Here is an 18,902-nt window from a genome sequence, read left to right on the forward strand (position 1 = left end):
TAATTTAACGTATCATTTCACATCATTTTAAGCCACAAATCACACTTTCAGATAAATTTTTCGGGATTAATCTATTATTCCCTGCATTATTTTATCTGATTGTTGCTATTTGTGGCTTAAACATATAACACACAACCGTCTGATTTTAAACATTTTAATACATTTCCATAAGTAGTGGTATAAAATTTGTCTTATTCCAAAATAACAAATAAACAGACCCTAATGTTAAAACGATTTACGTCCTTATTGAAACTCATTTTTGTTAAAAAGAATATATTTTTAATCCTTGCATTGGCAACCTTTGGTTTGGCAATGCTCATGTTTGTTATCACTAAAAAAGGACCAATTAGTGCTACTGAGGATAAATATTTATATGATATTCAGACTAAAGTTCAAGAAGAAATTCGCTCTTCAAATGAAGATTTGGCGAAGGTTGTTACTTTAGTTTCTCAATCAAAAGATACCACTTTTTCGCATCTTAAAACGAGTACGATTCATCCCTATTTCATTTTTAAAAATAGTAGATTAATCTTCTGGTCTGACCATAGGTTTATTCCAGAATATCAGGCGATTGAAGGGAATTTCAATCTAAAATCAATTCACACGCCAGAAGGAAAATTTATTGTAAATCGTCGGTTAGTCATTGGAACGCCCGATAATTTTGAGATATTTTCTGTCGTTAATTTATATCGTCAGTACGAGTCGGAAAGTAATCACCTCAAAACGAATTATAATCCTAATATTTTTACTGCCGACCCACAACAAATTGACACCTCGCCTGTTGCCGCAACGCATCTGAATATGTATTCCGAAACCAAGGAGTTTTTATTTTCAGTAACGCCTTCTAAAATTGACAATTTAAAAAATCAATCAATTCCTGCCAATGTTATTTTATTAGGACTACTAAGTATGTTTTTTTTAGTAGTTTATCTTTTTGCATGGATTTGGTATTTGAACACAACCCACCGATACGGCAGAGGTTTTTTACTATTGATGGGCTATTTTTTGTTATTCAGAGCCATCATGCTTTATTATAATATTCCTTTTATATTCTACGCATCAACTCTTTTTAATCCTAAATTTTACACGTCTTCCATCATCGCTCCATCACTTGGCGATTTAATTTTAAATCTTGCTATCATTATCATTTTGTTAATTTATTTGGTAAATAATTACTACAAAATGAAAAGATATTTTTGGTTAATGCACTTATCTGATATGACCAAAAAGATAATTTCTGTTATTATTGTCATCATAAATTTTAGCGTATTTCAGGGTTTTTACCGACAATTACAGAATATTTATGAAAAATCTGCTTATCAATTAGACCTTGCTTTAAATATCGACTTTATTGAAAAACCTTTAAAACTTTCCTCTTTAGGGGCTTTTGTGTTACTATCGATTGTCTATTTTTTAGCAACCCATTTATTGACAAACATTGTTATTAAGCTCAATAGAAATTCAAAACGTTGGGGCTTTTTTGCCTTATTGATTGGCTTATTTATTTGGAGTATCATCATACTTGGACTTCAATCTTCAAATATTTTACTAATTCTTTTACACGGACTTTATGCTGGTTCACTGTTAATTAGCCAGTTTCCTAAATTTTTGTACACTTTCCGTTACCAAACGTCTATCTATTTCTTTTTAGGAGCTTTAGCCTGTGCAACATTAGGAACTTATGTAATTTATAATCAAGCCATTAGAAAAGATTTTATCCAAAAACAAGCATTTGGAAATAAATACTTAGCTGAAAATGATGAAATTGGAGAGTTTAAATTAAGCAAAGCAAATGTTGATATTAGTAAAGATTCAACCTTGAAAGAATTGATAAAATCAGCTTTATTACCACGTGAGCAAGTTCAAAACTTTATTAGAAGAGAGATTTTAGACAGTTATTTTGACTATTACGATACCGAAGTTTCTGCTTTTGATATTAATGGGAAATCATTAGACAATGTCTCAGATGCACTCAGTTTTCAAGATTATGAGAGCAAGTACAAAACCCAAAAATATAGAACCGATTATAACAATTTGTTTTTCATTAACGATGCAAGCAATGGTTATCAAAAACAATATATTGATTTTATCCCTTTATTAAATACTGAAAATAAAGCAATCGGCTATGTTATTATAGATTTAAGAAAACGAAATGACGCCACTCGTGATGCAGCTTTGGCAGATTTACCAACCAGTGGCGAAGAACAATTGGAAGCCAGCAATTATAGCTATGCGGTTTATGAAAATGGGAAAATCATAAAATTAGGCGGAAAAAACTATAACTATGAGCGTAAAATGCCTCTAAGTTTGGTTGAAAGCAAACAAATTAGTGAAGAAGGAATTATCGACAATGGTTACAATCACGTGGCGGTTACTAATAAAAATGGGCGTAAAATTGTGGTTTCATCTGAGCAAATTAGTCTTGCCACTATTTATTCTAACTTCTCATTTTTGTTTCTCATTTTGGTAGTCACCATCATTTTCATCATTTTGATTTACGCCATTCGCTATGGTTTTTCAAGTCTGAATGTAAATTTTGCTACCAAAATCCAGATTTATTTGAACGTTGCCTTCTTACTTCCTCTTATTTTGGTAGTTGGTATTACGCTTAGTATCATTGGTACAAAACTCTCTGAAAGTCAGGAACAGTCGTATGTGAGCCAAACTGAAAACGCTGGAATTAGTATTTTGCCTGCCGTTGATAGATTTATACAAGGCAAAATGAGTAAACAGTTTTTAACAGATACACTCAAAAATATTTCTACCAATACCAAAAAATACGTTAGCGTTTTTGATACAACTGGGCGTTTATTGGCAACCAATAAATTACTAAGTTATGAAACGGGTATTGTTTCAACCTACTTAAATCCAGAGGCTTACATAAGAATTATCGAAGAAAAAGAACATAATGCTATTATTCCAGAATCAATGGGAAATCTAAATTTTATGGGTTCTTATGTTGGTGTAAATTCCAATGACGGAAAATTAGCAGGCGTTGTAAGCATTCCATTTTACGATTCAAAAGTAGCTTATGAAAAAGAAGTTGGTGCAGTTATTGGCTCATTATTGAACACCTTTACGACCATTTTCTTGGGCTTATTATTACTTTCATATTTCGCATCGAATGTATTAACTGTACCATTACGACTGATTACCAATAAGTTACGAAAAGTAGATTTAAGCAAACCAAGCGAACCGCTGTCGTGGCGTTCAGATGATGAAATTGGCGTTTTGATTAAAGCGTATAATGATATGTTGGTAAAATTGGAAGAGTCGAAAGTGGCTTTGGCTGACACCACCAAACAATCTGCTTGGCAACAAATGGCAAAACAAGTGGTTCATGAAATCAAAAATCCACTAACGCCTATGAAATTATCGTTACAGTTACTTCAACACAAATTATCAAGAGGTGCTACGATTGATACTGCCCAAATAAAAGACCAAATAGAATCATTAACAGGACAAATTGATAATTTATCATACATCGCCAATTCATTCTCAGATTTTGCTCGTTTACCAATTCCGAAACGTGAAGTTTTTGATTTTGTTTATGAAGTAAATAAAGTAGCCAATTTATTCTTTGAAGATAAGAAAATAAACATTTCTAAAGACGTTCCGAACAAAGCTGTAATGGTTTGGGGTGACCGCCAATTGACAGGAAATATCATCAATAACCTTTTAATGAACGCCATTCAATCTGTGCCTGCCGACCGTAAACCTGTCATCAGAATCAAGGTAGAAATCAATACTGAATCAGTAACATTTAGCATTACAGATAATGGAATTGGTGTTTTAAAAGAAAATCATAGTAAAATTTTCATGCTCGATTTCTCAACAAAAGCCGAAGGAACAGGCGTTGGACTTGCTCTTGCCAAGTGGGTAGTTGATAATTCAAAAGGAAGTATTTGGTTTGATACCGTACAAGATGTGGGCAGTACGTTCTATTTCACATTACCATTAGCCATCTAAAATTATGACAGGAATAATCAATTACGAAGCGTTTTTATTGACGGGTGTTTTGCTAAATATTACGCCAGGAAACGATACCATTTTTATTCTTTCAAGAAGTATCGCTCAAGGCAAAAAAGCGGGAATCATGTCGGTTTTAGGAATTGCTACGGGAAGCATTGTTCATACTTTTTTGGCGGCATTTGGTTTGTCCATTATCATCGCCAAATCCATTCTGATTTTCAATATTGTAAAGTATGCAGGTGCAATTTATCTTTTGTATATAGGTTTCAAGATGTTAACGGATAAAGCCGCTTTGAATACCGAAAACCCCTTAGATAATCCAGAAACAGACTATCTGAAAGTCTATCGAGATGGCGTAATAACCAATGTTTTAAACCCAAAAGTTGCCTTATTTTTCATCGCTTTTTTGCCTCAATCCATTGATTCCAACGTAAAAAATACAGTTTTGCCATTTCTTACGTTGGGTTTATCTTTTACCGTTACAGGTACAATTTGGTGTTTGATTTTAGCTCTTTTTGCTTCTTCTATTTTTTCAAAATTGAAAGGAAATGCAAATATTACCAATTATATCAATAAAATTTGTGGCATAACACTCATTGCACTTGGCATAAAAGTAGCATTGACCGAAAGGAAATAATTTCGATTTATATAAGTTTCTCAATCTGAACGCTTAAACCTTTCAAAATTCGATAAATATCAAAAACTTCATCAGCTACACACGAAAAATCCTTACTAATAGCATATTCATTATCAACCAATGCCATAAAATACCAATCTCTTCCAATAATATAACTTCCAAATATTGGCTTCTGATTATTATTTAATTTTTGAGCAACCAACATAGCAATTAAAGCCTGTCCTCTTGGGTCTCCATTCGGGTCTGTTTGTCGTTTGTATTCACTTAAACAAAAATAGGGCACTTTGGGATTTCGAAACCCTGTTGCAATCATACCATCCACTCGACCAATTAATTCAAAATCTCCAACAATTGCTGAAAGGTCTCTTTCTAAGAAATATGAGTATTTTTCGTTAGCAATATCTGAAAAAACAATTAAGGGACTGATAAATTTATTTTCAAGTTCAACTTCATTCCAATCGTCCCCACCGAGTGCTACATAATTATCACTTAAATGAGATAAATATCTCGTTTCATAAGAATCAGTTTGATATTCAAAAGCCAATAAGTCTTCTAAAATAGGCAATCTTCTAACTTGTTGTAAGCCGAAGGTTTCTTCAATTTTATCTAAAGTCCATTCTCTGAAATTACTTTTGTACATGATTTCTAAATAGTTTTATTCAAATTTACGAAATATAAACCCCACAAGCAATCTCAAAAGTCTTTCCACTTTCTAAAACCAAGAGTCCATCCCCCGAATTATAAGCGTCAGTATTGCCTGTCATTGGCTCAATAGCAATACAATCACGACTTGCAGGAATATAAACGACAGTGAAAGTAAAACCACCTTTCATGCCTTCTTGCCAAACGTTGAGTGTGAGTTTTTTCTTAGGAGAATGTAGTTTTGAGACAATTTTACTTGATGATTTGATCGCAAAAACGGCATCTAAGGTCTTTCCTTTCAAATCAATTATTCCTGAAAAATTTACAGGTTTCTTTTCTGCTGAAATCATCTGACTATCAGCACTATACTGATGTGTTGCAGGAAAATCAATTTGCCAATCATCAGCTTTTTCTCCCTCAATTTTAAAATATGGATGCCAACCTAAAACCATCGGCATATCTTTTCTCCCTGTATTTTTGATAGAATAATTAATCTCTAAACCTTCGTCGGAACTAAAAATATGGGAAATTTCTAATATAAAAGGAAAAGGAAAGCCCAAAGCACCACCATAATAAACATATCGCAAAGTCAAAATGGCTTCTACTTCATTAACAGTTTCTTCTACCACTTCAAAAGGAGCAAAACTAACTAAGCCATGAATGGCATTTTGCAAACCGATTTCATTGATAGTCAACTGATAATCAATATCTTGAAAATTATACTTCCCGTTTCTCACTCTATTTCCCCAAGGAAATAAATGAGCAGACGGATACGCATTCATACCTGCTAAAAGTTTTTCAGCCGTATTACCACATTCAATAACGTGGTGAAGATGACCGTCTTTCTGCAAAGTCATTTTACGAATCATTCCACCAAATTCAGGTAAAATGTATAAGGCTTCACCCGTTTCTGGGTTCGTCAAAACGTATTCCGTAAAATGTCCAAATGGTTCTTTTGTAATTTTCATAATATTCTATGTTTGATGTTCGTTCATCGATATTTCGTTTAACGAACATTGAAAAAAAGCTACATTTCACCTTCAACCCCTAAACCAAACAGAGCAAAATCATATTTTACGGGGTCATTTGGGTCGAGTTTCTTTAGATTTTCAGTCAATTCTACCGCCGTTGTCCAGTCAGGTTTTGGTCTTTGAATTAGTCCTAAATGACGAGCAACCCTATCCACATGAACGTCGCAAGGGCAAATCAATTGTGAAGTTTTGATTTTTGTCCAAATCCCAAAATCTACTCCCTTGTCATCCTGACGTACCATCCATCTCAAAAACATATTAATACGCTTACAAGATGAATTTCTGACAGGCGTTGCAATGTGCTTTTTTGTTCGTTCTGGAAAATCTTCCAAACTAAAAAAACGGTCATGAAAATTTATCAAATGTTGTTTTGTATTTATGTCAATTTCGGCATTTTCAAACAAAAATGCTTCTTCTAAACTTTCATGCCTATGATAAAAGTCTTGAAACCAAGCGATAAAATACAGGGTATCGGTAGCGTTGAAGGTTCGGTGCTTAAAATTGAGCAAGCGTTTGAGGTCTGAGTCTTGATGATTGACAACAAAATCGAAGGGTGCATTATCCATCAATGTAATTAACTCTTTACACTTATTGATAATCGTTTTACGTTGTCCCCAAGCTAAAACTGCTGCCCAAAAACCCATAATTTCAATATCTTGTTTACGAGAAAAAAGGTGGGGAATACAAACAGGGTCGTTAGGAATAAAATTGGGCTGATTGTATTGCAAATACTTTTCTTCTAATAAATCTGCAACGTAGGAAGTCATTTTGAATTTGGGGTGATTTGGAAAGTAAAATATGAAGAATTGTGATTAGTCTAAAACCTAATCCCTAAAACCCAACACCTATTTTTACTTAATTTTTGAGCCAAAGAAAGCGATAATTCTTGAAGGAATGGAAAAAATCCAGACAATAATGGTGTAGAGAAAAGCAAAAGTAGCAATGGCTGGAAATGCCAATGTATAAAGGACATTAAAGACGATATGTCCGAAAGTAATTTGTCGTTTGTTGCGTGGCATTTTTTTCAATTGATAGTTGATATTTAACAATTAACAATGAGAAAAAGTTTTAGTTTTGATTTTACTCTTCAAATACCAAAATTATTCATTGTTAATTGTCAATTATCAATTCAAAAAACTACTGGGTCATATAGCTTATTTCAGCTCTGATTCTTTTATCTGAAGGGTTCAATTTTTCAAATGCTCTTGGTGATAATTTGATAATTACTTTATCACTTCCAATATCTGGTAATTTACCAACTACTTTTATCCAAATGCTTTGACCATTAGATGAATTTTTCACGTTTACTAATGTTCCAATTGGAGCAGAACGATGAAGCCCTAAATATTTTCCTGATTTATCCTCAACATCAATTAATTCTGCTAAACCTGTTTCAATCGTTTTTTTATATCCTGAAGATGTTTTTGAAGTTTCAGATGATGTTTTTGCTTCACTTACATCTGGTTCGGTTGTTGGTTTGCTATTGACGATACCTCCACCCAAATTAGTATCTTCAACTTTTACAACTTCTCCTTTTGCGGGTAAATCTCCTGCTTTTTTAGCTCTTTCATATTCACGGGCATCTACGATAAGTACCTGACCTGCTGTCAATTGGTCTGTCGTCAAATTATTCCATTTACGTACATCCGCCATTGTAACTTTATATTTAGTTGCAATTGAATATAACCCTTGTCCAGATTCTACCACGTGCGAAACCATTTTCACCGCCTCAGGTGCAGCAGGAGCTGGTGCTGGCGAAGGTACAGATTTATTCACAGGGGCAGTAGCTACCACATAGCCTTTGTAAGGAATTTTGATAGTTTGCCCAACTTGAACGCTTTCTGAAACTCCGGGATTCGCTGCTTTAAATTCAGCAACCGAACTTCCGTATCGTTTTACAATTGAAAACAAAGTTTGCTTAGGAGCTACTTTATATAAAACAAACGACTTACCTCCTTCTCTTTTTATTCCGATTGAATCTTTTACGGTTTCAGCAGAAAAAGACGAGAACATAACAGAAGTTAAAGCACAAGTAAGAGCTGTTTTAATGGCGGATTTTGGGTTATAGTTCATAACCGATGAATTGAGTTTCATTTTTAACATATAACAAAGTATCGGATTTCACTGTAAAAGTATCAATTCCAACGCCTTCGGTTTCTGCAATGAGGTCGTTTAGTAAAATTTCACGGTCTCGGTTAGTTACCAGAAGGTAATTTTGAAATGATTTCTCTCTGTAAATATAATAAGAAATTATAATCTTGTTACTTATTTCGAGATAATCTACTGCTTTTTGGGCTTCGATGCCCAATAAACGATACAAAAATTTAAAAATTGTAGGAAAATGAGGGCTATCCTCTGGGTAATGAATTACTGATGGAGCTACGAAGTTATGGTCTGATTGAGCCACAAAAACACTATTGTTACTTAGTTCAATGGTTTTATAGACGGGAAAGTTGTTTTCTACCTGATAAACGACCAAAATATTATCTTTAAAATCAAAGAAAACCCAGTTGTCTAAACGTTGAATGACCTCTCCAGTATATATATCAAGAATTAAAACTCCTTCGGGTTCGGGCTTTTGTTGAGACGAATATTTGTGTAAAATCAGGTATGTATCAAATATTCCTACCAAACCCAGCCACCAAGATTTTTCTGGACGAATATTTTCCCATAAAACATTACCTGTCAACAAATTAATAGCTGAAAAACTAACTTGACGGCTTAATTCATCTCGAATTTCTAAAGCTGCAAAATCACCTCCAAAAGTTGTATTCCAAATTTTCCCAGAAAATGTATGATTGATTTTTTGTTTCATTGCTGATATTTTGGCAAAACTCCTACTTCACCACCGCCAAACGACTCACTAAAGTCTCCTCTCCTTTTGCATTGCCACTAAAAATTAAATAAATGCCTGTTTCAACTCTTCCACCTGCTAATGTTCTACCGTTCCAAACGGCTGTTCCTCCATTAGCACGAGTTTCATAAACTAAATTCCCTGCTACATCGGTAATTTTTACGTAAGCATTTTCAACTAAACCTTCAATGCCAATTTGTCCTTCAAAATCTGGTCTAACTGGATTTGGGAATACTTTTACGGCATTTTCTACTTGCTTCAAACTTCCTTCAGTTGCCGTTCCACGATACGAAACCATGCCTTTGCTTGTTCTAATATAAACTTCTCCCGTTTTAGGTTCAGCAGTGATATATAGAATTTCGTTAGTGGGTAATGGCGAATTCTTTTCGGTAAAATTACTAACTAATTCCGTCCCGTCTGGATTAAATAAAAAGATTCCATTTTTTGTCCCCATCCATTTTCTATTTCCTCCATCTACTGCAATAGAAGTTATTGTTTCATTGCCCAATAATCTTCTTTTTTCAAAAACAGGTGTGTAGGCATCAAAGTTTTTTCCACTAAAAACGGCATTTGGACTATCAAAAACCACGACACCTTTGTCTGTTCCTACCCACATTTGTCCGTCTCGGTCTAAAGCCAATGACTTTACAGTATTGCTTGGTAAATTTCCAGCTCCAACACCTGTATAAATTAACTGACGTTGTTTTTTGGCATTTTCTACCAATATTCCGCCATAGTCTCCTTGCCTTTTCCAAGCGTTTCCATCCAAATCTGTCACAATTGAATCTTTACGAGTTTGATAAAGAGTATCGGTACTTATTGGACTAAAAGATTTATAATTTCCTTGTGAATTACTCAACAATCCATTTGTATAATCTGCAATCCAATATTTTCCTTGTGCATCAACTTGGGAAACTTTGGGCAAATTGATTTTAATTTCAGAAATTTTATTTATTTTAAGATTATCTATATTTAAAATATTTACAGAATTTAAAGTTTTTACAAAAAATTCTTTACTATTTATATTTTCGATATTTTCAATTTTTTCTGAAAATTTGATAAAATTATTATATTTACCATTCTGATAAGTAAAGATTTCTCCAATATCAGAAGCTAACATTAATCCATTTTGAAAATTACAGATAGATAAATTTCGATTGAGTAATGTTTTCCAATTACCAAAAAATTGAAGATTAATATTGGATGCCAATTTTGCTCCTCGAATGCCTTGTGAAGTTGATAAGTAAATACTATCTGGCGTAAAAACGGTTTTATAAATATTAATTAATGAGCCATTATTGCCCAGATTTTGATAAGTTTCTCGAATATCTTGTTTCTCAATATCTAAAACCACTAAACCAAAGTCGAACGCCAAATAAGCAATTTTATCTTTAACTTCAATATGGTTAGCTCTTTTATTGGCTTGAATTGAAGTTGATTCTTTCAATAAAGGAATATTGGTAATTTTGACTGGCTCACCACTTGCACTTACCGCCAATAAGTCAATATTTCCAGACTGATAAGCAATAATAAGGGTTTTAGTTGTTGAATTATATTTGAGTTTAGCAATGCCAGTTTCAGTAAAACCATCAATTTTTGACAATTTTATTGCCTGATTTTCAGCAGTATCATAATAAAAAAAGCCATTTTCGGAAGCACAATAAATTTTGTTTTCTACAATGGCTACATCCTTAGTATTCAGATAGTTAAAATGTGTTTGCCAAGTGCCAATTTGAGCATTTGAAGCCACATTTATCGAAAAAACAACGATAAATACCCATAGTAATCGTCGGTAAAAAAACGGACAATTACTCAACCATTTGAAATATGGAAATTCTATAAATGAAAACATTTTCTGCATCTTGCTTCGTAGCTATCGGTTTCACCTAACATTACCTGTTCTTGGGCTGCGGTTTTTCGGTATGAATAATTGGCAACATCTCCACAAACCACACACACAGCATGAACTTTAGTGATATATTCGGCAATTGCCATTAATGCGGGCATTTCTCCAAATGGTTTACCTTGAAAATCCATATCAAGCCCTGCAACGATAACTCGTTTACCCGAATTGGCAAGGTTGTTTACTACTTCAACTATTCCAGAGTCAAAAAATTGTACTTCATCAATACCAACTACATCACAGTCGCCCGAAAGCAACAAAATTTCTTGTGAAGATTGAATTGGAGTGGAACGAATCATCAAAGAATTATGTGAAACAATGTTTTCTTCGTGATAACGTGTATCTAAAGCAGGTTTGAATATTTCAACTTTTTGTTTGGCAATTTTTGCTCGGTTGAGGCGACGAATAAGCTCTTCAGTTTTTCCAGAAAACATAGAACCACAAACGACTTCTATCCAACCTGTACGTTTTTCGTTTTGCTGATGTTGATTATGATAAGGCTCAATAAACACGTTTTTAATAGAATAGTTAAGGGTGAAAATAATTGTTCACGAAGATACGAGATTTTAAAGTTAGTGGAAAACGAATCGAGATATGTAATAATTTTTAGTCGAAATAAGAATTTCTAAAACACTTTTAAAATATTAGAAAAATACAAAAAAAACATAAAATGACCTATCAGTAAATTTGACTTTTTAAAGACGATTTTGTATTTTTGGTATTATTCACCCCATAATATCACTAAAATACCATGAAAACAATTAACCAATGGCTCGCCGAATATGGCGAAAGTCATCAAAACCCCACGAACAAAACTGTCCACTGGATTTGTGTTCCACTAATTTTCTTCAGTGTTGTTGGCTTGCTCTTTAGTATTAAACTTCCTTTTTTTAATCTTGGTGATATTGAAGGTAATGTAGCCTTAATTGTATTAGGATTAACTTTAATTTATTACTTCTCTCTGTCTAAAACGCTCTCTATTGGGCTTCTGCTATTTGCTTCTATTTGTACTTACCTTTGCTATCTTATCGAACAATCGGGATTTGCTCCACTTTGGCAAGTTTGCGTAACCGTTTTTGTATTAGCTTGGATTGGTCAATTTTGGGGGCATAAAGTTGAAGGCAAAAAACCTTCATTCTTCAAAGATTTACAATTTTTAATGATTGGCCCTGCTTGGTTAATGAGCTTCATTTATGAGCGTTTGGGGATTAGTTATTGAGGTATGAGGTATGAGGTATGAGGTATGAGGTATGAGGTATGAGGTATGAGGTATGAGGTATGAGGTATAGAAAAGTGCTTATTTCACATTTAAGTTCCAAAATACTAAAATATTTCAACAAAATATTTTCTCAATTTATACCTACTATCTCATACCTACAACCTCATACCTACTATCTCATACCTACGACCTCATACCTCATACCTAAAAATAGCCATTCATACTATTTTCAAACAAAACCGCATCAAGTAGTTCATATTTGATGCGGTTTTGTTTGGTAGAGATACAAAACATAACTGAAAACCAAAGCTTAAATTTTAATCATACAAAAAATGTTCTTAATCTTCTTAGGTATTGTGGTATTGATGGCTGGATTTGCTATTAATACCCCCTCATTAACATTTTCTCGTTTTTCTCGTCCTGCAAAAGTTGTAGGTGGCGTTTTCATTGTTTTAGGCTTACTTTCTTCGGGAATTAAACAAATTGATGCAGGCGAAGTTGGCGTTCAATCATTGTTCGGAAATGTGGGACAAAGCACACTTTCAAGCGGTTTGAATTTTGTAAATCCTTTGGCAAAAATTGAAACTTTTGACATTAAAACGCAAAATTATACGATGTCTGCGGTACATGACGAAGGTTTAAAAGAAGGTGACGATGCTATTAGAGTTTTAACAGCCGATGGTCTGGAAGTGGTAATTGACCTAACAGTTTTGTACAAGGTTATTCCGAGTGAAACGCCTAAAATTTTAAAGGAAATTGGGGTAGATTATCAGAATAAAATTGTGCGTCCGATTACTCGTACCAAAATAAGGGACAATGCGGTCTATTATGATGCTGTATCGCTTTATTCCACAAAAAGAGATGAATTTCAAAACCGTATTTTCAAATCAATTGAAGGTAATTTTAAGTCGAGAGGACTTTTATTGGAACAACTTTTAATTAGAAATATTAATCTTCCAACGTCGGTAAAACAAAGTATTGAATCTAAAATTAATGCCGAACAAGATGCTCAAAAGATGCAATTTGTGCTTCAAAAAGAGAAACAAGAAGCTGAAAGAAAACGTGTTGAAGCTCAAGGCATTGCAGATTATCAAAAGATTTTATCAACGGGCTTAACTGACAAACAGTTGCAGTATGAATCCATTTTAGCTCAAAAAGAAATTGCAAAATCGCCCAATACTAAGGTAATTATTATGGGAGGAAAAGGTAGTACACCATTTATTTTAGGAGACAAGTAACAGTGAACAGTGAACAGTGAGCAGTGAGCAGTGAGCAGTGAGCAGTGAGCAGTGAGCAGTGAGCAGTGAGCAGTGAAAAAGCCATTTTGAGAATTATTAGGGGAGTGTAAACTGAACTGTGTCAGGTTTTTGAATTAATTCGTTAAATGAAGTTTCAATCTCTCACCAAATATAACGTAAAGTTGCGAAAGTGTCAAACTCCAATTATGGAGTGGCATCGTCCATTTTTCAGAGATATTTAACACTACTAAATACACCAACTTCATTAATGCGTTATCAGATGTAAAAGCTCCTTTTGTTTTGGTTACTTTTCTGACTTGACGGTGGAATCCTTCAACTGTATTGGTTGTATAAATAACCTTACGGATTTGGTCATCATATTCAAAAAAAGTTGATAGTGTGACCCAATTGTTGTACCATGATTGGATAGGTACTGGGTATTTTTTACCCCATTTTTCATCCATTTTAACTAAGTTTTCAAATCCTTGTTCTTTGTTGATAGCTTGGTAAACAGGCTTTAAATCAGCAACAAACTCTTTCTTATCTTTTTCAGCAACATAGCGTAAAGAATTACGAATTTGGTGTACCACACAAGTCTGAATTTGGGTCAATGGAAAGACCGTAGCAATAGCTTCAGGGAAGCCTTTCAATCCATCAATGCAGGCAATCAAAATATCTTCTACACCTCTGTTTTTGAGGTCTGTAATAACTGACAACCAGAATTTAGCTCCTTCTGTTTCGGAGACATACATACCGATTAAATCTTTCTTTCCCTCTATATCCACACCTAAAATGTTATAAATGGCTCGTGTCACTACTCGTCCACTTTCCTTAACTTTATAGTGCATACAGTCCAAATAAACAAAAGGGTAAACGGTTTGTAATGCTCGTGTTCGCCACTCATTCATAGCTGGGATTACCTTGTCGGTAATAGCGGATAATTGAGTAGCCGAAATTTCCATTTGATACATCTCTTTGATATGCTCAGATATATCTCTGGTCGAAACTCCACGCCCATAAAGACTTATTACTTTTTCCTCCAACTCTTCTGTAATAATAACTTGACGCTTGGGTAAAATCATTGGTTCAAATGTGGCAGCCCTATCTCGTGAGGTTTCTAAGTCAAACTCTCCTGATAAACTCTTTACTCGTTTGACTGCTCTGCCATTTCTTCGATTTGCTTCCCCTCTCGCTTTTTCTTCTTGCAGGTGAAAATCCATCTCACCTGCTATGGCAGATTCTAAAAAATGCTTCATTAAAGGAGCAAATACACCTTTTTCTCCGTTGAAAGGCTTTCCTTCATACATACCTTTAATAGCTTCTCGCTTAAAGGCTTCAAAATCAAATTCTTGATTAGTTTGCATAAAAAAACTGTGTTTAAAGTAAAATTAACATTTTTAGCTAAATTTCACCTTGACACAGTTTAATTTACAGTCTCATTATTAGTTCCCCAAATGGCTTTTTTTTGATACTTTTTTATTTTTGTTCACTGATAATTGATAACTATTCACTGATAACTGTTCACTGTTACTTCACTTGTCCGTTAACTATATCTTGAAAAAATTGGTCTAAACGGGGCATTATGATTATATCTGTTCTACGGTTTAACTTGCGATTGGCTTCATTTCCTGTGAAATCTTTTGGAGAATATTCAGAACGTCCACCTGCATACATACGGTCGGGAGAAACGCCAAATCTTGTTTGAAGTAAGCGAACAATAGCTGTTGCTCTTTTAGCACTCAAATCCCAGTTGTCTTTAATACAGTCTGCCGAAACAGGCGAATTATCGGTATGTCCTTCTACTAAAATATCTAATTCACGATGGTCGTTGAGAGCTTTTGCTAATTTTTCAATGACAAATTCTCCTCTCTGACTAATATTGGTATTATTTGAAGGGAAAAAAACTTTATCAGATATCGAAATACTTACTAATCCTTTTTTCACTTTAATATTCAAATCTTCATCCGAGAAATCATTTAAAGCACGCTTTAATGCTACCATAAACGACATATTCAATGAGTCTTTACGCTGAATGGTTGCGTTGATATTTTCAATATATTGACTTTGTTCGTTGAGAGTTTCCAATGATTTTTTGATACTTTCAGCACCCGCCTTACTTACCATCGTTAGGTCTGTCATACGGTCTAAAAGTTTGGTATTAGTTTTCTTCAAAAAATCTACCTGCTCTTCAAGCACTTTGATATGCTTTGTCCGAACTTCTAACTCTTTTTCTTTCTGTTTTGTGCTTGTTTCGAAGGTTAAAATCTGCTTATCACGGTCTTTGATGTCATTCTTAGCTTTTGATAAGGTATTCCGAGAAGTGGCTTTGAAACTTGAGTATTCATTTTGCATTTCCACATATTTTTTCTTGCTTACACATGATGACGTGACTAATACAAACAAAATGAATACAATAATTCTGTTCATGGGTATATTGATTTTTATATGGGTTATATGTTAAGTCCTTCCAGACTTAACTTTTAGCGGTCAGCTAATTAATATCCTATCAAAAACCGTGCTGTTTTTGCATTAAAATAGAGTAGAAAACAGTCCTAATACAAAAAAAGTCGTTAGTAAACACCTAAATATCTGAATATCTAAGTGTTTACTAACGACTTTAAAATTATTTTTCAGCAATTATTTTTGACCGTTTGCCAACATTTGGAAGAATTGGTCAAGTTTAGGCGTTACGATAATTTCTGTTCTACGGTTATTTTTACGTCCTGCTTCTGCTGTATTGACATCTTTTGGAGCATATTCTGAACGTCCACCAGCAGTCATACGCTCTGGCGAGATACCAAATTTAGTTTGCAATAAACGAACAACTGAGGTAGCACGTTTTGCTGATAAATCCCAGTTATCTTTGATACAATCGGTAGAAATTGGCACATTATCCGTATGTCCTTCTACTAAAATATCTAATTCTTTGTGGTCGTTTACGACTTTTGATACTTTCTCTAAAACAACTTCTGCTTTTGAGTTAATCATCGCACTACCCGACTGGAATAATAATTTGTCGGAAATAGAAATATAAACCACTCCTTTTTTCACTTCTACTGTTACATCTTCGTCGTTAATATCTGCCAATGAACGCTTCAAGGTCATTACTAAAGCTAAGTTCAATGAATCTTTACGCTGAACTGACGAGTTCAAATCTTTGATATATTTACTTTGGTCGTTAAGTGTTTCTAAAGATTTTTTGATGCTCTCTGCACCTGCCTTACTCACAATCGAAAGGTCAGACATTCTATCCAAAAGATTGGTATTTGTCTTCTTTAAATAATCAATTTGGTCTTCTAATGCTTTTACTTGTTTTGCTTTTGCTTCTACTTCGCCAGCTTTATTTTTCAAGTCTGACTCCAAAGTAATTTTAGAAGTTTCACAATCTCTCAATTCTGTACGCACTTTGGCAATACTATTTTCAGAACTTGCTTTGAAAGCTGAATACTCCGCCTGAGCTTCTGCTAATTTTTTCTTGCTTACACAAGACGACATCATGGCGATTGATGCGGCTAACAAAATGATTTTTTTCATATTTTGATGCTATTTGTTGGTTTTGAATTTGTGTTGTTACCGTATTAAGAACGAAATAAAGTCATAAATCTTACCTTTTTGTCATGCTTTATCGTTTTATATTTTCAAGTGTTTATTATCAAAAAATCATACCAGACGTGTTTTTTACTCAACTTTGGGAATATCTTTCCAGTGTGTTGTAAATTTGGGACTCATTTTTTCTGCATTTCCTTGCCAATTGGTTTTACTTTTTTGAACCGCAAATGAAATGGTATCTTTTCCAAATTTAGCGTTAACCAAATCCATCAACTTACTGATTTTCTGCAACTTCACATCTGGTTCTTGACTAAACAAATTTCCTTGAATGGCATCATTTGGCACAAGTCCTGTTACATAAACGCCTGCTTTTTTATAATCATAACCCTCTACAAAAATTTGTCTTAATCCAAACAAAACTTTCTCTTGAATCTCTAACGTTCCATTTGTAGGAATATCAAAATTCAAGGTAATGTTTTTATAAATTTGGGGCTTTTTACTAAAAGGATTTGTGCGAATGTAGATACTCAGGACATTGGCACAACTTTCCTGAGTCCGTAATTTTTCGGCACATTTACTCGCAAAAGTTGAAAGAGCCGCTTCTAAATCAGATAAAGTAGTGACATATCTACCAAAGGAACGTGTATATTGAATGGCTTTCTTTTTGTCTTCAACTTCTGTCAAATTTAAACAAGACTCTCCTTTTAGTTCACGGTAAAGCCTTATGCCTACCACTGAAAAATACTTTCTAATAAAACTTTCGGGTAGTTTTGTAAAATCTAAAGCCGTATTTATATTATGACTTTTTAGAAATTTGCCATATTTCCTTCCAATTCCCCAAACACTTTCAATGGGCGTTTCGGTCAATACTTTTTCTAAAATTTCATTGGAATCTATTACAAAAACACCTTTTTCTTTATGGTATTTTTTGGTATAACGATTGGCTACTTTTGCCAAAGATTTTGTGGGAGCAATACCAATACTGATTGGAATTTTAGTCCATTTGGCAATTTTCCGTTTTATCTCAATGCCAAAACCGAACAATTCTTCAGTAGGAATAAGGCTCAAATCTAAAAAGGCTTCGTCAATACTATAAACCTCTACCGCTGGGCAAAGGTCATTCAAGCAATTCATCACTCTTGAAGATATATCTCCATAAAGAGCATAATTACTCGAAAAAGCCATTAAAGTTTTTTTATTAATACTATCTGCAATTTTATGGGCAGGCACGCCCATTTCGATTCCCATGTCTTTGGCTTCTTGGGAACGAGAAATGACACAGCCATCATTATTAGAAAGCACTACAACGGGAAGTTCACGAGCAGGAAGATTAAAAATTCGCTCGCAAGAAACATAAAAATTGTTACAATCAGCTAAGCCAAACCATTTGTTCATCTGAATTTACGACTTAAACCTTTCACGACGCCAAATACTCGAAAATCGTCTGATTCTTGTATTTCTACGGGTTGAAAATTTGGATTTTTAGAAATCAAAAAGAGTTTATTTTGTACTCTTCTGATGATTTTTGCCATATAAAAATGATTCAAACTACAAATGACAATATCGTTTTCTCGATAGTCGAGCGTGGTATCAACTATCAAAATATCTCGGTCTGAAATTCCTGCATCAATCATTGAATCTCCTCTGGCTTCTACCAAATAACAAGTATGCTTTTTTACGCCATGAAATTCGTTCAAGTCTAACGTAATATCAACATAATCATCGGCAGGACTTGGAAAACCTGTCGCCGATGTGCCACATTCTACGGGCATGAGGTATTTATTGAGTTCAATAATATCACAATCATTGAGACTAAAAAACTGTATTTCGCCGTCGTAATTTAATGTCATAGTCGTT

The 18,902-nt window shown here is 33.9% G+C and carries 17 protein-coding genes; 4 read left to right on the forward strand and 13 right to left on the reverse strand.

From position 1 onward, the window contains the following. Positions 1-222 precede the first annotated feature (222 nt). Both LV89_RS10985 and LV89_RS10990 read left to right on the forward strand, forming a co-directional pair. The gene (locus tag LV89_RS10985) at positions 223-3,969 is read left to right on the forward strand and encodes a sensor histidine kinase (protein WP_109742942.1); all 3,747 of its coding nucleotides are present in this window, start codon (positions 223-225) and stop codon (positions 3,967-3,969) included. Positions 3,970-3,973: 4 nt separating this feature from the next. Then, entirely contained in the window at positions 3,974-4,609 is a 636-nt protein-coding gene (locus LV89_RS10990; protein WP_109742943.1) for a LysE family translocator, read from the forward strand. 7 nt (positions 4,610-4,616) lie between these two features. Here LV89_RS10990 and LV89_RS10995 read toward each other — a convergent pair whose 3' ends face one another. From LV89_RS10995 to LV89_RS11025, 8 genes are all read right to left on the reverse strand, one after another. Continuing rightward, positions 4,617-5,249: a hypothetical protein gene (locus tag LV89_RS10995; protein ID WP_109742944.1), complete on the reverse strand. Its 633-nt coding sequence runs from the start codon at positions 5,247-5,249 to the stop codon at positions 4,617-4,619. A gap of 25 nt (positions 5,250-5,274) precedes the next feature. Then, positions 5,275-6,219: an aldose 1-epimerase gene (locus LV89_RS11000; protein ID WP_109742945.1), complete on the reverse strand. Its 945-nt coding sequence runs from the start codon at positions 6,217-6,219 to the stop codon at positions 5,275-5,277. Between the two features lie 59 nt (positions 6,220-6,278). Beyond that, positions 6,279-7,049 carry a TIGR02757 family protein gene (locus LV89_RS11005; RefSeq protein WP_109742946.1) on the reverse strand — a complete coding sequence of 257 codons (771 nt, stop codon included), beginning with the start codon at positions 7,047-7,049 and terminating at the stop codon, positions 6,279-6,281. Positions 7,050-7,133: 84 nt separating this feature from the next. Beyond that, positions 7,134-7,301 (reverse strand): hypothetical protein, encoded by a 168-nt coding sequence (locus tag LV89_RS25170; protein WP_158279565.1) that lies wholly within the window; start codon positions 7,299-7,301, stop codon positions 7,134-7,136. Positions 7,302-7,419: 118 nt separating this feature from the next. Next, on the reverse strand, positions 7,420-8,376 hold the full coding sequence (locus LV89_RS11010) for a septal ring lytic transglycosylase RlpA family protein (RefSeq protein ID WP_158279566.1): 957 nt from the start codon (positions 8,374-8,376) through the stop codon (positions 7,420-7,422). After that, positions 8,345-9,097 (reverse strand): DUF4905 domain-containing protein, encoded by a 753-nt coding sequence (locus tag LV89_RS11015; RefSeq protein ID WP_109742948.1) that lies wholly within the window; start codon positions 9,095-9,097, stop codon positions 8,345-8,347. The genes LV89_RS11010 and LV89_RS11015 overlap by 32 nt, the downstream gene beginning before the upstream one ends. A 22-nt stretch (positions 9,098-9,119) precedes the next feature. After that, positions 9,120-10,988, reverse strand: coding sequence for a type IX secretion system anionic LPS delivery protein PorZ (gene porZ / locus LV89_RS11020; protein WP_158279567.1), 1,869 nt, complete (start codon positions 10,986-10,988; stop codon positions 9,120-9,122). Further along, positions 10,973-11,551 carry a thymidine kinase gene (locus tag LV89_RS11025; RefSeq protein ID WP_109742950.1) on the reverse strand — a complete coding sequence of 193 codons (579 nt, stop codon included), beginning with the start codon at positions 11,549-11,551 and terminating at the stop codon, positions 10,973-10,975. The genes porZ and LV89_RS11025 overlap by 16 nt, the downstream gene beginning before the upstream one ends. A gap of 239 nt (positions 11,552-11,790) precedes the next feature. Here LV89_RS11025 and LV89_RS11030 point away from each other — a divergent pair, with 239 nt between their 5' ends. Together LV89_RS11030 and LV89_RS11035 are read left to right on the forward strand one after the other, a co-directional pair. Next, a complete protein-coding gene (locus tag LV89_RS11030) occupies positions 11,791-12,258 on the forward strand; it encodes an Mpo1 family 2-hydroxy fatty acid dioxygenase (protein WP_109742951.1) in 468 nt (155 codons plus the stop codon). A 332-nt stretch (positions 12,259-12,590) separates the two neighbouring features. After that, entirely contained in the window at positions 12,591-13,496 is a 906-nt protein-coding gene (locus tag LV89_RS11035) for a prohibitin family protein (protein WP_109742952.1), read from the forward strand. A 134-nt stretch (positions 13,497-13,630) separates the two neighbouring features. Here LV89_RS11035 and LV89_RS11040 read toward each other — a convergent pair whose 3' ends face one another. The 5 genes from LV89_RS11040 to LV89_RS11060 form a co-directional block, all read right to left on the reverse strand. Then, positions 13,631-14,860 (reverse strand): IS256 family transposase, encoded by a 1,230-nt coding sequence (locus LV89_RS11040; RefSeq protein ID WP_109742953.1) that lies wholly within the window; start codon positions 14,858-14,860, stop codon positions 13,631-13,633. Between the two features lie 163 nt (positions 14,861-15,023). Further along, positions 15,024-15,923 carry an OmpA/MotB family protein gene (locus LV89_RS11045; protein ID WP_109742954.1) on the reverse strand — a complete coding sequence of 300 codons (900 nt, stop codon included), beginning with the start codon at positions 15,921-15,923 and terminating at the stop codon, positions 15,024-15,026. A 210-nt stretch (positions 15,924-16,133) separates the two neighbouring features. Continuing rightward, entirely contained in the window at positions 16,134-17,030 is an 897-nt protein-coding gene (locus LV89_RS11050) for an OmpA/MotB family protein (RefSeq protein ID WP_109742955.1), read from the reverse strand. Positions 17,031-17,174: 144 nt separating this feature from the next. After that, positions 17,175-18,440 carry a Y-family DNA polymerase gene (locus LV89_RS11055; RefSeq protein WP_109742956.1) on the reverse strand — a complete coding sequence of 422 codons (1,266 nt, stop codon included), beginning with the start codon at positions 18,438-18,440 and terminating at the stop codon, positions 17,175-17,177. Beyond that, complete coding sequence (locus LV89_RS11060) at positions 18,437-18,895, reverse strand: LexA family protein (protein ID WP_109742957.1); 459 nt, start codon at positions 18,893-18,895, stop codon at positions 18,437-18,439. Before LV89_RS11060 ends, LV89_RS11055 begins: the two co-directional genes overlap by 4 nt. Between the last annotated feature and the right edge of the window lie 7 nt (positions 18,896-18,902).

The organism is Arcicella aurantiaca (genome assembly GCF_003148625.1).
Classification (GTDB): Bacteria; Bacteroidota; Bacteroidia; order Cytophagales; family Spirosomataceae; genus Arcicella; species Arcicella aurantiaca.